This is a genomic window from Chloracidobacterium sp., from assembly GCA_016720705.1.
Classification (GTDB): domain Bacteria; phylum Acidobacteriota; class Blastocatellia; order Pyrinomonadales; family Pyrinomonadaceae; genus OLB17.
The window spans coordinates 1,570,841-1,585,015 of sequence record JADKKB010000007.1 but is presented as its reverse complement, the minus strand read 5'-3'; the positions used below and the strand labels follow the sequence as shown (position 1 = coordinate 1,585,015).

Below are 14,175 nucleotides of genomic sequence, written 5' to 3'. Positions count from 1 at the left end.
ATAACACAAGACGGAAGGAAAATGATGTAAAGATTTGTCAGATAGATGACCAGGTAAGCGTAAACGCCGGAGGCACATTTTTTAACACGAGCGGGCTCCGTTTGGATTTGCCGTAGCGGTTTCTCAAAAATTCGCGCAATTTTATCGCGGGCGGCAGGTAATAACCGTGAGCGTACTGAAAGATCCGCAGTTCGCAACCAGCATCCATAAACTTTTCGATCTCGAGCAAAACGCTCTCACTCACCTCTTTAGGCAACGAGACAAACGGCAGGCAGCAAACCAAATATCGCACTTTGCCGAGGCCGGAATCCTGATGGATCCGATATGATTCGGCAGCGTTTCCGCACACAATATTTAGGTCAGCGTAGTTTTTGCCGAGATTCTTCACCATTTCCGAGTCTAGCTCGATACCGAGATATGAATCCCGATTGGGAATGATCTGCTGGAGATATTTGGTGATCGCTCCGGTACCGACGCCTAGCTCGAGGACGATATTATTTTCGTCCGGCTTTATGCCGATCAACATCTCGGCTGCAAGCTCCGGAGAACTAGGGGCAACGGCTCCGACCTTCATCGGATTTTTTAAAAATGCCTGTAAGAACTGAAGATTTTCTTTCATTGGGTCGACTTAAACCGCAGGTTGGTCTGTCGTGACGTCAGATGTTAAATCCGTGTTATCGACAGTCATTTTATAATCACAGTCTTTGTTTTGGCAATGTCGCACGGCGCCATCATCCTTGTTGGTCTTTTCCACTAGAAACCGTATGCCGCACGATGAGCACTTTTCTTTAACCGGTTTGTGCGAAAAATCGGCGGCGGCTCATTAAAAGTTCGAATCCGAAAATTTCCATCATCGACCATTCTTCTTCGCAGTTTTCTTAGCACCTGTCTTTTTAGCTGCAGGCTTTGCCTTCTTCTTAAATGCGTCCGGGACTTCAGCTTCAATAAGTTTTTTAACCTGTTCAAGTGTCAGAACTGCCGCCTCGTCTGCTGTAGAGCGTGTTCCATCAGCTTTTCTTGGCACTGAAATTATCTTTTTGCCGAATTTGATGACAGGTCCCCAACGGGCATTTTCGACCGATATTTTCTCATCTTCCCAACGTTGGATATAGCGGTTGGCTTCTTTGCTGACCTTTGCCTCGATAAGTTCGTTCATCTCGGCCTGGGTCAGATTCTCAAGGTCATATCGACGCGGCACGTTGATAAACAGACCGTCCCATTTTATAAACGGCCCGAAACGCCCCGTCCCTTTTGTGATAGGTTTACTATCATATTCACCAACCGGAGCATCCGCCTCCTGTTTGGCTTTTATAAATTCGATCGCTTTTTCCGTATCAACCGTTCCAAGGTCGATGCCGCGGGGTATCGACACAAACTCATCACCCCACTTTACGTAAGGCCCGAAGCGACCCACGCTTACCGACAATTCTTTGCCGTCATAACTGCCCATCGCCGTCTGCAACTTAAACAAGGTCAGAGCTTCATCAAAAGTTATCGTCTCAATGCTCTGTCCTGTCGGGACTTTTGCAAATCGCGGCTTCTCCTCTTCAGAGACGCTCCCGATCTGTATGATCGGACCATAGCGCGCCATACGCGCGACCACTGGTTTTCCGCTCTCGGGGTCAGTTCCCAGAACTCTTTCGCCCTTTACACGCTCGGCAGTTTCGATGGTGTTGTCGACATCCTTTTTGAAGGGGCCGTAAAACTCCTCAAGCATGTCGTTCCACTTCAATTTGCCGCCTGCTACCTCGTCGAACTCTCCCTCGATCTTGGCAGTAAAGCCATAATCCATAATGTCGTCGAAATGCTGTTTCAGAAAGTCCGTCACCACTAACCCTAGATCCGTCGGGAAGAGTTTTGCTTTTTCTGCACCTGTATTTTCAAATTCTTCTCTTTTGCTGATGGAATCGTTTTTCAATACCAATATCCTGTGAGCCCTTGGCGTACCGTCTTTATCTCTCTTTTCTACGTATTCTCTCTTTTGGATAGTAGAGATCGTTGGTGCATAAGTAGAAGGTCGCCCGATGCCAAGCTCTTCTAATTTTTTTACTAGAGATGCTTCGGTATATCTCGGCTGGGCACGGCTGAATCGTTCCGTTGCCCTGAGTTCAGACAGCGGCAAAGCCTGTCCGACGGTCATCGGCGGCAACAGGCCTCCGGTTGATTCTTCCTGTTCGTCCTCGTCTTTATCTTCTCGATACACTTTCAGAAATCCGTCGAATTTTAATACTTCACCTGACGCCGTTAATTCTTCTTTGTTGGTGGAGATCTCGATGTTGACAGTAGTTTTTTCCAACTCAGCGTCGGCCATCTGCGACGCCATCGTTCGCTTCCAGATCAGTTCGTATAACTTTTGCCATTCTACATCGTTGATCGTTGCCTTACTGGTGTAGGTTGGGCGGATCGCCTCGTGTGCTTCCTGAGCAGATTCGTTTTTATTTTTGAATTTGCGAAACTGGTGATATCTTTCGCCGTAAAGGCTTCTCACAGTTTGAGTAATGTCGTCTAGTGCTGTGGTGCTTAGGCTTACGCTATCTGTTCGCATATACGAGATATGACCATTTTCATACAGCTTCTGAGCGATCTGCATCGTTTTAGCCACACCGTAACCAAGTTTCCTCGACGCCTCCTGTTGCAGGGTTGAAGTGGTGAATGGCGGGGCCGGTGAACGTTTGCCCGGCTTAACCCGTACGTCGGTAACTTTATAACTCGCGCCGGTGCATCCAACTAAAAATGTTTCTGCATCTTCGGCACTGTCCTGTTTTCTGCCTTCCGCTTTAAATGTGACAGATTTTCCGGTTATATCATCGGCAATGAATAATCCTTCAATTTTGAAATGGCTTACTTGTTGAAAGGCATTGATCTCGCGTTCTCGGTCAGCAATGAGGCGTACCGCGACACTCTGCACACGGCCGGCACTCAGGTTTTTATTGCTTGTACTGATCTTACGCCAGAGCACCGGGCTTAATTCGAACCCGACGATGCGATCCAACACGCGCCGCGCTTGCTGCGCCATTACCAAGTTCATATTCACGGTGCGTGGATTCTTTACTGCCGCTTCTATTGCAGGTTTGGTAATCTCGTGAAATACGATCCGCTTGGTAGATCTTGGGTCTAACCCCAGCACCTCACACAAATGCCAGCTAATTGCTTCTCCCTCACGGTCTTCGTCAGTTGCAAGCCACACTTCATCAGATTTTTTTGCCAACGACTTCAGTTCATTCACGACCTTTTTCTTATCATCCGGAATAATATAGCGGGGATGAAAATCATTTTCGACGTCGATGCCCATCCCGGCTTTTTCAAGGTCACGAATATGGCCATAGCAGCTATTTACCTGAAAATCCTTTCCGAGGATCTTTTCAATGGTCTTTGCTTTGGCAGGGCTTTCAACGATTAACAAATTCTTTGACATATTCAGTGTGGTATTTAGTAAAGTTCTGGAGTGTTAGATTTTGATATTTTGTGCCCGAAATATTTTAAGTGTTAGCCTTACTAGATACTCAAAGCCGGATACTAATTCATTGCCTTCGTGGGCGATTTGATTATGACTACGCTTTTACGCGTCTGGAAAAAAAACCGTCAGACACACAATTCGTGCTGACGTTCTGACTGATAACACCTATTTGACTAGCCTGTCAATGTGAGGCTATACCATCACCGAAATTAATACCGCGACAGATCCGGCTGTAATCAAAAGTACTGTGCTCACTATTTTGCGAGCAAGACTCGGACGATATCGCGAATATAACGTGTGAGAAGTGCGGTATTGAGATCGCCGTGCAATAGCCTTATCGATTCGAGCAGGACGTCGATATCGGCCGGATGGTCCGAAGCGAACGGCTCCAAGCTCTTTCGTTGATCTTCGCTTTTGCGAGCGACTCAACAAGCAACGGAATCCTGGAAAACAAAAAGTTCTAATCTTGGCAAACCTTTGTTTTGATGAGGCTTTCTGCCTCTTCAATGGTTAATCCTAAGAAATCACTTTCACACCACTCTTCTTCTGACACTTCGTAACTGTGCAGGGCGATCACGTCATCTTCGCGATCATCAACTATTACCGCAACCCGCAGGTAAGTCACCGGAACCGTCGTTACACCACCGGACGGTTCGCCTGAGCACGCCGCTCTCCAACCTGTTGATTCCACAACTATTGCCGAATAGGTAATAACATCGGTTTTTGTGGATTCAATGTGCCTCAAGGCCGCCTTTACAGCTGACCGACTCAACGGATTTTCGAACCCATACAGTCGCCGGTACCCGTGACAACGGTCGCTGCCCACTTCAAAATCGCGGCACGGGGTAGGTCGATCTGCATAGATCCGACAACTTATATCGCTACCGAGTTTGCCGGCCAGATGGATACACCTGCCGCTTTCAGTATCGCGGGGTAGTACGCGCTCGATCACGGTGTCCGGTGCGGTTTCGTCCGGGACGATATCCCAGAATTCCGAAAATCGCTCAGATGCAGCTTTTGTGATCGGTACTATCAGCAGAGCATCGCAACAAACTCCGCAGGTCGTGCATTCCGGAGCAGGTTCTTTCGCCGGGAGCGTCACACTCTCCGATACTCTCTTGGATAATCTATCGAGCGGAAGTTGCGGTTCAAAGATCTTATTTTCATTCTCGCGATCCAGTTGGCGAACCAGGTCGAGAAACTCCGCCTTTTGAAAACGTGTGATTTGTATCGGCTTTTTCACAGATCCAACCGTTAATGAAAAAATATGTCAGACGCTAAACTGCGTGCTGACGTTCTGATTTCTAACACCTCGTTCACAAGTCTGTCAATGCGAGGCTATACCTTGTCGGAAATATTATAAATATTAGATTTCGGGTCGGTCATATCCTTCGGGCATAATGTTTGCCCGGTAAAACGCGGATCAGATCGCGGATGTCCATAGCGACGAGAGCGGTATTGAGGTCGCCAAATGATAGTTTGCTGGATTCAAGCAGGATGTCGATATGCGTTCCCTCATCGGCCGTCAGCAGCGTCCAAATCGCACGTTCGTTCTCACTCATATCAGCCGGAATGAGTTCGGGTTGACGGACGGCTTCTTCGGCCTTTGCCTTTTTGATCTTTGGCGGCAAGATCGTGGCGGCGATCTCCGACGGCAACTCGGAAACTACGTCCTGCCACTGCTGCACGAGTTTAGCTCCGCTCTTTATCAGATAGTTTGTACCGAACGAGTTTCCCGATGTGATATTACCGGGAACCGCCATTACTTCGCGATTTTGCTCCATCGCGAGTCGCGCGGTGATCAGAGAACCGCTGCGTTCTGACGCCTCGACGATCAGCACTCCATAGCTGAGCCCGCTAATGATCCGGTTTCTGTATGGAAAATTTTCTTTTAGTGGCGGTGTGCCAAGCGGGAATTGTGAGACGATGCAACCGCCGGACGCGAGTATTTCACGAACCAGGCCGGTATTTTCGCGTGGATAAACGCTGTCGATCCCGGTGCCTATGACTGCCACTGTCTTGCCATTTCCGCGGATCGCTCCCCGATGAGCGGCGGTGTCGATGCCGCGTGCCAGGCCGGAGACAATAGTAATACCGCGTGACGCTAGGTCGCGAGCCAGCATTTCTGACGCATTCTCGCCATAGGTGGAGCAAGTCCGTGAACCGATCACGCCGACACAAGGTCGGTCAAAACATCCTTGCCAATCACCCTTTACGTACAACACGATCGGCGGGTCGTCGATCTCGCGGAGCAACGCAGGATAACTGCCGTCATCGAGGATCAAAATGTCGCCGTCGAGAGCTTTGACCCGCTCGAGTTCCTGTTCAGCTCGAGCTTCCAATTCTCGTTTGATCAGGCTATCGATAGTTTCAGGCTTGATGCGGAGAGATTCGAGTTCCGTCCTGCGAGCGTGAAAAACCGCTCCCGGGGAGCCAAATCGCTCAAGCAGTTTGGTCGCCGCCCGTGGGCCGACGCCGGGTGTCATATTGAGTGCGATCCATTCCTTCATTAATGTATGGCGGAGGCGTGTGGGAGTCGAACCCACCTGAGCTACGCTCTCGCGCTCTCACAAACGGTTTTGAAGACCGAGCCCATCACCGGACGAGATGCGCCTCCATATATTAAGATTCGAACTCACCGCTAGCGGGCGGCGGTGGCGATCAAGTGCGTGACCAAAGTCGCTCGGTCCGGGATGTCGCCGACCATAATATGTTCGGTGAGCATATGTGCTCCGGTGCCCGCGAGGCCAAGGCCGTCAATAATCGGAACACCGAGTGCGGCGACAAAATTACCGTCCGACGCACCGCCGACCTGAACCTCGTCGATCGCGTAGTCAAAGCTCTGGGCGATGGCCTTGGCCTTTTCGAATAGTGCTGCGACCTGCGGCGTTCGTTCGAGCGGCGGCCGATTGATTGCACCGCAAAGCTCTAGCCGCACCCGTTCGTCAAACGGCGGGAGCGACCGCAGGCAACTGTCCACACGTTCGGCCTCGGACATTGTCGTAAATCTGACGTCGATCTCACATTGCCCGTATGCCGGTATCACATTCGAAGTTGTGCCGCCGCTGATCGTACACACGTTGACCGTAGTCCCGATATCGGGCCTTGCGATCGCGTGGATCCGTTCGACCTGTTTGGCGATCTCCGAAACTGCGTTAACGCCTTTCTCCGGTTCGAGTCCGGCGTGAGCAGGGCTGCCGTGGGCTTTTAGTAGATATTGGCCGGTTCCTTTGCGTCCCGTTTTCACTCGGCCCTCAGCCGACGGCTCGAACACCAGGCAGAGTTCGGCATTTGCCGCCTCTCTCTCAACTATTTCGCGTCCTGTATGGCTGCCTACTTCCTCGTCACACGACAGTAAGATATTTATCGGACACGGCGGGCGGACGCCTATTTTCGAAATATAACTCAGAGCCTCGATCATCAAAATGATGTTGGCCTTCATATCAAATATTCCGCATCCGTAGAATTTGCCATCATCGATGCGGGTCGGATTTTTTGCAATGGAACCGATAGGATGGACCGTATCGGTATGACCAAGCAACAGAATATGTTTGCCGTTCCCCGGAAAGGCCCGGATTATCAGGTGTTCGCCAAACCCATCGGCCGTAACTCGCTCGACTTCGACATTTAGCCCTGACTCGGCCGCGTATTTGACGATCCATTCGACGACCTTCAAGTTTTGACCAACGTCACCGGAGGGCGACTCAATATCGACGATCTGGATGATCTTGTCGATCATTTCGTCGCGGCGTTCGCGAAAATGGGTCAATGTTGTTGTCGGGTCCATTTGAGAGTGGCTCTACTTGGCCGCAGCCGGTTTACCAAATACTTCGTTAAAAAGATCTGCCATTCGATATCCTGCCAATGCCAGTCGTTCCTCCGAGATCGAAAATGCCTGTTTTCGATATTTTTCTGAGGGCAATTGAAAGAATTTTACGTCCTTATAAATGTCAGTGGTCGCGATCGTCAGGCTTTCTTTTTGCCAAACGTCAAACTTGTCCGCGGCGATCTTCGATTCGAGTTTTGAGTACGGATAGAGCTTGATGATCTCATCAGCGATCGGATCCAGATAGTCGGCATCGCACTGATCCTTTGCGTTCGGTACATTTTGGGCAACGATCGAATCCCAGAACGAATGCAGGTTTTCCTGCTGGGCGCGAGGCGTGCCCTTGGGTGTCAAAAAGAAAAGGTTGCCGCCCTGGTCACCTTTCGGGTTTGAGTCTGTCACCTTGCCCGAGGTGTGAAGCGGTTGATGAATGTCGCCGATCAGATGCTCGAGCCAGGCTATCGCGACCGCCTTGTCGGTATCGGATGCATCGCCTCGGATCAACTGATTAAATTCGGCCAACTTGTCCATCGCCAGGCCGTTCTTGTCCGTGCTCTCGACCATCTCGGCTTTGCCATTCTTCCACGTCCAAAACGAATCTGCGTAGTGCCAATTCGAGTTGCTGTATTTCTTGAACCGAGTAGCTAAATTTTTATCTTTGATAATATCGGGCCAAGTGGCGATCATCATAAAGAACTCGCGCTTTCTCGACTCTTCGGACCGTGAACCATAATGAAGGTAATATGCCCCGATCTGTGAATCTTCGGGAGCGGCGAGCAGTATCTTAAAGACCTTATCTCTCGTCTCCGGCGTCATTCGCTGCCAGGCGATATAGGCTGTAATCTTATGTCCGGTCTCGTCCCACGCGTATATCGGAAATGAAAGCATCGCGATAATCGAAATAAGTATAAATGTACGAATCGCTCGTGTAGCCATAATAAGTTTCTCCTATATCGTTTCCGATGATTCTATCTAATTAGCAAGGCAAGAGAAAGCCTAACTACTTTTTAAAAAAATATTACAAACCTTTTTTCAGAACATTTCATCATAGATTGTGCAAAACGCCTTCAGACATACGTTCTACATAATGTGAACGGAAACGCTGCAGAGCAGTGTAAACGGAGAGGAAAAAGTTATGCAGGCAGTATTGGAACAAAACTCGATCGCCGAACGTGTAATAAATAGAACTGACGGTTCTTTCGGCCGGAGAATCGGGTTATTTGGCAAGTTGTTCGGATGTTGGCACAGAGACCTGAGCCGCCCGTTTTCGAGCAAAAATGGTTCTTATCGCGTATGTCTCGATTGTGGAGCACGCAAGGAGTTTGATATTTCAAGCTTCAGGACATTGGGGACGTTTTACTATCCCCCGTCGGTATCGTTCGACCGTAACAGAACGAATTCATAATTCCTGTCTATCATACCTTCCGATTAAACCTACCGGGTGTGGTCCTCCAAAAGACTGCACCCTTTCTATTTAATAGAGTCTAATAGACAAGATAGGCATCAAAAACCCAACCTTTTTGCCCATTATAACTTGCCTGACACCATCTGCCGCTCCTCTGTACCGGTCTGACGACCGGGCCACAGGCGCCAATCGAAATGACTGCGCCGTGAGGGATCTTAGAGATCCGCGATCCGGCCTCGCTATTCGGCAATGTCCTTAGAGCCAGAAAGCCGTCACCCGGCGAATTGACCCTGGCCGTAGTCGTCGCAGCGGTTGGAATTTCGGGCATCGTCAGCGGAATATTCGATGGTTGGCCCGACTTCTTTTGCTCGTCCAAACGCTTTTCGAGATTGGCGATCTGTTTGCGCAGAACCTCTGTCGGATCATCGGTCGGGGAAGGTGAGATCGTTGGTTTTGGCGATGTGCTAGGATTCGTACTATTGGCATTTTCGTTGACCGCGGACTGTCGATTCACTCTGTTAAAGTAGAGCAGGGCACCGGCACCAATGGTACCGACCACCAGCAATGCTACAAATATCCCTATGACAAGTAGTACCTTGCCGATTCCCGGCCCGGATGATTGTGTAACTGCTGCCGTCGGTAGGAACGGGGGCGGCGGAGAGCTTTGCGGAATATCGACCCGCATCTGCTCGCCACGGGTGAATGGCAGCGTATCGGGGGCGTTCCCGTGCAAAACCGTTACTTGCTCATCCGTAGTTTCGAGCGGCGTTCCATCCGTCAGACAAAAGCTGAGTGTCTCGTCGGTATATATAGCACCGCATTTCGCACATCGTTTCATATAAAAATAGGGAAACTCTTACAGTTGACCACGCGCCGTATCGTTTATTCCTAAATACATCTTACACCCGGCGGGAGCATTTTGGTTACAGCCGACGTTACTGATTTGAGGCGGCTGCGGCTTCTCAAAGTGGTTAAAAAAATCTCTAGGTTAACAGGCGTTGATGGTGTAAAGTCTCCTAAATAGGAATTTTGCTTATGTGGAAAAAGATCGTTTTGACGTCGATCGTGGTCATCGCAGCTATCGTTGCTGTATTTTGCGTGGTTGTGGCGTTTCAGACTGAAGACTTTAAGATAACGCGGTCGGCTACGATCGATGCCCCACCCTCGATGGTCTTTGACCACCTCGATGATTTTCACAAATGGGAATCCTGGTCGCCGTGGGCCAAGATCGACCCGGCGATGAAAACGACATACTCAGGTCCCGCAAAGGGTGTCGGTGCCTCGTATGCCTGGGCCGGAAACAGCGAGGCCGGTGAAGGTAAAATGACCATTCTCGAAAGCCATCCGCCAAACCATCTCAAGGTAGACCTGGAGTTTAATGCTCCGTTTGCAGCAAGGAATATTATCGAGTTTGGGTTGGCAACAGACGCTGACAAGACCAATGTGACTTGGACAATGACCGGTAAGAATAACTTTTTTATGAAGGCATTTTCATTGATCGCAAATATGGATCACTTGGTTGGGGCCGACTTCGAAAAAGGTTTGGCACAATTAAAACAGACGGTCGAGGCCGATAAACGATAGGAGTCTTAACACCTTATGAACACTTTACTTTGGGTCATTCAGATAATTCTTTCACTGCTGTTTATGTTTGCCGGCGTCTCAAAGTTTCTTACGCCCGCCGAGGAAATGGCCCAGAATATGCCGGCTTTCCTGTCGATCGGCTTTATTTACTTCATCGGCGCGTGTGAGATCATCGGTAGCCTCGGGCTCATTTTGCCGTGGGCTCTTAAGATAAGGCCAAGACTGACGCCGCTTGCCGCTACACTGCTCTTCATCATTATGATCGGCGCCGTCATTGTATCTGCGATTGGATCGCCGGCAATGGCGATCTTTCCTGCGATAACTGCGTTATTGTGCGGATTTGTCGCGTGGGGCCGTAAGAAGTAGTCTGGCGGACGTTAGATTTATTAAAGTGATACGATTTGCCACCGTCCTCCGTTACTCGGTAATCTGTTGGTTAACGGCAAATGTCAGAAACCATAGAAAACGATGATATAGACGAGGTTTGTGACGACCTGCCCTCTTCAATATCTCCCAAAACATCGAAATTTGACCGCTCAATAGTCGAAGGCCCGCTCGGTGCTGCGGTTTGGAAGATCGCTTGGCCGACGATGCTGACTAACGCTATCGCCGGTATGCAGGGAATGGTCGACCACGTTCTCGTCGGCAACCTTGTCGGATTTAAGGCAAATGCGGCGATCGGGGTAAGCTATCAGATATTCCTCGTCGTCATCGTTTTTATTTCGTCGCTATTTACCGGTATGAGCGTCCTCGTGGCTCGATTTGCCGGAGCACACGACGAGGCCAAGGTCAATCGGACCGTATACCAGGCCTTTCTAACGGCTGTATTCATCGCCATCGGCATTATGGCTCCGGTCGGCTATTTTCTATCGCCGATACTGCTCGATCTAGTCAATGCAGATCCCGGTGTCAAGGCCGAGGCTCTCCCGTTTTTGCGTATAACTTTCGTTTTTAGTTTTGGCTTGCTCATATATTTTATGACGAGCGGAGCACTGCGTTCGGCCGGCGATGCCCGAACTCCGATGACGCTGGGGATCGCGATGACCCTGCTCAATCTTATATTTAATCTAGTGCTGATCCGAGGCCTCGGGCCGATACCTGCTTTAGGCACTGCCGGTGCAGCGATCGGTACCAGTTTGGCAACCGGACTGGTCGGACTTTTTGCTATTTATAAGATGTGGAGCGGCAATTGGGTCGTCGGTTTTCCGCGGGGCCAGGGATGGGGGCCGGATTGGAAGGTAATTCGATCGCTTTTCAAGTTTGGCTTGCCGACCGGTATTCAGGGTATCGCGATGAATGTGGGCGGGGTGCTGATGCTCTCATTCATCGGCTCACTAGCAGAGAGTGCGGCCGCTCAGGCGGCCTTTGCGATCTCGTACACGCAACTTTTCTCACTCGTCACGTGGACTTCTGTCGGATTGATGGGGGCGGCAGCGGCAGTTGTCGGCCAGAATATCGGAGCCGGTCATCCTGACCGTGCCAATAAAGCAGTCGGCGTTGCCGCACGTTACGGAATGGCAGGTTCTGCGTTTCTTGGCGTGTTTTACTTCTTCTTTCCGCAACAGCTTTTGGCCATCTTTGGTATGACCGATCCTGAAGCGGTGATGATCGGAATACAACTATTGCGAATACTCGCGTTTTCAGGGTTGTTTATTTCAGTCGCCCTTACATACACCGGCGGGTTGCAGGGTAGCGGTGACACCAAAAGCCCGCTGTACATCTCGATCATATCGCAGGTCGTGATCCCGCTCGGCGTCTGCTTTTTGATCCGCGAATTCGGACATCTCGAACCTATCCATATATGGCTCGCAATACTTGCGGGCCACGTAACAAGATGCGTTCTGAGTGTAATGATATTCCGACGTGGAAAGTGGCGGAATATCGCCGTCGACATCGGGCGAATGGAAGGTTGATCAAATTTTCAGAATCAGGTTTTCGGCTTTGATGCGATTGACCTCGCGGCTCGCCAAAAATCCGCGATAGATCATTACCAATGCGAACACGTGAAATCCCGCGGCAAATAGTGAACCGAGCAGCAGCCAAACGATACCGTCGATCGCATAGATCACCATTCCACCTATAAATACTGCGTTAATCGCCTTATTTGCATAGTAGCCGATCAATGCAAAAATAACGACGACGATCATATCTATGATCGCAGCGACCGCAATGATCCCGCTCGCAGCACCTTGCGATACAGATGCGTCAAAGATCGCATCGATTAACTGAGTGAACGCGAGTCCGGCGATAAAATTGACATTCCCGCCAAATATAAAGATCGCCGAATTTATCAATGATAATCCGGCGATCCAGTAAAACCAGTTAGCTCCGCTCTTGAGTTGTGCCAGCGTTTCCGGAGTAACTTCTTCGGGGTCGCTATTAAGTATCACGCCTTCGCTTCGGTCGAAAATAGTGCTCATAAGCTTTTGATCCACAATCTTTGGACCTGGTTCAATTTACAATATTCAAGTTCAAAAAAACACCGATCATATACGCAGCGGCATCACGATGTACTTGTAGTCGTAGAGCGAATCGCCGGCTATGGACATCTGCGTCTGGGCGTTGGCATCCTTGAACTGAAACGATATACGCACCGGTGAACGGCCCTCTTTGACCCGTACCGTTCCGTCGCCGTCCGTCTCCTGCTCACCGTCCGCCGAGGATGATCCCTCGAGTGAACCTGCGTTGTTCAGAAACTCAAGCAGGTATTGCCAGTTAAAACCGAGTTGAAACTCGTCACCCGTATATTCTGCTTGGACAGCCTCACGTCCCTCGCCCTCTTCGCTGGATTGTGCGGTGAGTTCGATCTCGCCTGAGCGGACAGTGACACGTATCGAACGGTTGCGTTCGTCGGCCATCAGACTGACGCGGCGAACGGCGTTTCGCATATCGTCCAGGTCGAATATCGCCTCTTTGTCATTGTCCTTGGGCATCACCATCTCGTAGTTCGGAAAACTGCCTGATAGCTTTCGGCTGATCAAAAGTCGGCCCTCCATCTCAAAATAGAGGTGATTAGTGTCCTCACCAAAACTGATGTCGCTCGACGTATCGCGGGAAACCTTGGCGAGTTCGAGCAAAGCTTTTTTAGGGATCAACGTATCGATCGCATCCGTCGAATCGGACGCAGCGAGTGCTTTTTCGATGTACGCCAGTCGGTGTCCGTCGGTCGTGACCATCTTGGCCGAACCTTCGCCGACGATAAATTTAGCCCCTGACAAAGTGAATCGTGACACCTCGTTGGTGATAGCAAACGCCGTATTTTGGATAAAATAGTTGAAAACGGCCGCAGGCAGTTTCATCGGAGTGCTCTTGAACTGAGGTATCTCCGGGAACTGATCCTTGTTGACTCCCGCGAGTTTGAAGTTTGCACGGCCGCTGCGCATCGTGACCCATTCGTTGTCTTCCTTTTTGAAATGAACATCATCTGACCCCAGAGCTCGTACGATGTCAAAAAGCTTGCGAGCCTGGATACACATCGAACCCGGCCGAGCGATATTCGCCTCGGCATCGCAGCGGATAGTAACGTCAAGATCGGTACCGACGATGCGGATCTCGTTTTCGCCGATCGATTCGATCAGGATATTGGCGAGCACCGGGATGGTTGTTTTTCTCTCAACGACACCCTGGATAAATCCCAATTCTTCTTTCAAGACACTCTGTTTGATAGTAAATTCCATTTCACTTAACTCCCGGTGATCGCTCTTCCTGAAACTTCCTTTCAGGCGACCAAATCTCTAACCTTTTGCAATGATGTTTCGAATATTATAGGTCATTACCGATTCTGCCGCTAACGCCTAGATCGTATCGCCACCGACCCTTTTACTAATACTAACTAGTTATAAAACTGTATTTAAGACTAGTACTAGTAATAGGTCCTGTGGATATGTGTAAAAGCCGCGTAAG

Annotated in this window: 12 protein-coding genes and 1 tRNA gene; 3 read left to right on the top strand and 10 right to left on the bottom strand. The window is 49.9% G+C overall.

The features are described from left to right. Nucleotides 1–37: 37 nt before the first annotated feature. The 8 genes from IPQ00_14275 to IPQ00_14240 form a co-directional block, all read right to left on the bottom strand. Nucleotides 38–619, bottom strand: a complete 582-nt coding sequence (locus IPQ00_14275; GenBank protein ID MBL0241728.1) for a hypothetical protein — start codon at nucleotides 617–619, stop codon at nucleotides 38–40. 231 nt (nucleotides 620–850) lie between these two features. Continuing rightward, nucleotides 851–3,415, bottom strand: coding sequence for a type I DNA topoisomerase (gene topA, locus IPQ00_14270; GenBank protein ID MBL0241727.1), 2,565 nt, complete (start codon nucleotides 3,413–3,415; stop codon nucleotides 851–853). 502 nt (nucleotides 3,416–3,917) lie between these two features. Beyond that, on the bottom strand, nucleotides 3,918–4,700 hold the full coding sequence (locus IPQ00_14265; protein MBL0241726.1) for a YkgJ family cysteine cluster protein: 783 nt from the start codon (nucleotides 4,698–4,700) through the stop codon (nucleotides 3,918–3,920). Nucleotides 4,701–4,839: 139 nt separating this feature from the next. Next, nucleotides 4,840–5,967: a DNA-protecting protein DprA gene (gene dprA / locus IPQ00_14260; protein MBL0241725.1), complete on the bottom strand. Its 1,128-nt coding sequence runs from the start codon at nucleotides 5,965–5,967 to the stop codon at nucleotides 4,840–4,842. A 7-nt stretch (nucleotides 5,968–5,974) separates the two neighbouring features. Beyond that, a tRNA-Sec gene (locus IPQ00_14255) sits at nucleotides 5,975–6,074 on the bottom strand. Between the two features lie 24 nt (nucleotides 6,075–6,098). Then, a complete protein-coding gene (locus IPQ00_14250) occupies nucleotides 6,099–7,244 on the bottom strand; it encodes a M20 family metallopeptidase (protein MBL0241724.1) in 1,146 nt (381 codons plus the stop codon). 12 nt (nucleotides 7,245–7,256) lie between these two features. Then, the gene (locus IPQ00_14245) at nucleotides 7,257–8,219 is read right to left on the bottom strand and encodes a S1/P1 nuclease (protein ID MBL0241723.1); all 963 of its coding nucleotides are present in this window, start codon (nucleotides 8,217–8,219) and stop codon (nucleotides 7,257–7,259) included. A gap of 548 nt (nucleotides 8,220–8,767) precedes the next feature. After that, complete coding sequence (locus tag IPQ00_14240) at nucleotides 8,768–9,526, bottom strand: hypothetical protein (protein ID MBL0241722.1); 759 nt, start codon at nucleotides 9,524–9,526, stop codon at nucleotides 8,768–8,770. Between the two features lie 197 nt (nucleotides 9,527–9,723). Between IPQ00_14240 and IPQ00_14235 the strand changes: the two genes are divergently transcribed. The 3 genes from IPQ00_14235 (at nucleotide 9,724) to IPQ00_14225 (ending at nucleotide 12,185) form a co-directional block, all read left to right on the top strand. Beyond that, nucleotides 9,724–10,272: an SRPBCC family protein gene (locus tag IPQ00_14235; protein MBL0241721.1), complete on the top strand. Its 549-nt coding sequence runs from the start codon at nucleotides 9,724–9,726 to the stop codon at nucleotides 10,270–10,272. A gap of 15 nt (nucleotides 10,273–10,287) precedes the next feature. Beyond that, a complete protein-coding gene (locus IPQ00_14230) occupies nucleotides 10,288–10,638 on the top strand; it encodes a DoxX family protein (protein ID MBL0241720.1) in 351 nt (116 codons plus the stop codon). 80 nt (nucleotides 10,639–10,718) lie between these two features. After that, the gene (locus IPQ00_14225) at nucleotides 10,719–12,185 is read left to right on the top strand and encodes an MATE family efflux transporter (protein MBL0241719.1); all 1,467 of its coding nucleotides are present in this window, start codon (nucleotides 10,719–10,721) and stop codon (nucleotides 12,183–12,185) included. Here the strand turns inward: IPQ00_14225 and IPQ00_14220 are convergent, their stop codons facing one another. Continuing rightward, the gene (locus tag IPQ00_14220) at nucleotides 12,186–12,692 is read right to left on the bottom strand and encodes a hypothetical protein (protein MBL0241718.1); all 507 of its coding nucleotides are present in this window, start codon (nucleotides 12,690–12,692) and stop codon (nucleotides 12,186–12,188) included. It lies immediately after the preceding gene. Between the two features lie 66 nt (nucleotides 12,693–12,758). Beyond that, nucleotides 12,759–13,949 carry a DNA polymerase III subunit beta gene (gene dnaN / locus IPQ00_14215; GenBank protein MBL0241717.1) on the bottom strand — a complete coding sequence of 397 codons (1,191 nt, stop codon included), beginning with the start codon at nucleotides 13,947–13,949 and terminating at the stop codon, nucleotides 12,759–12,761. Between the last annotated feature and the right edge of the window lie 226 nt (nucleotides 13,950–14,175).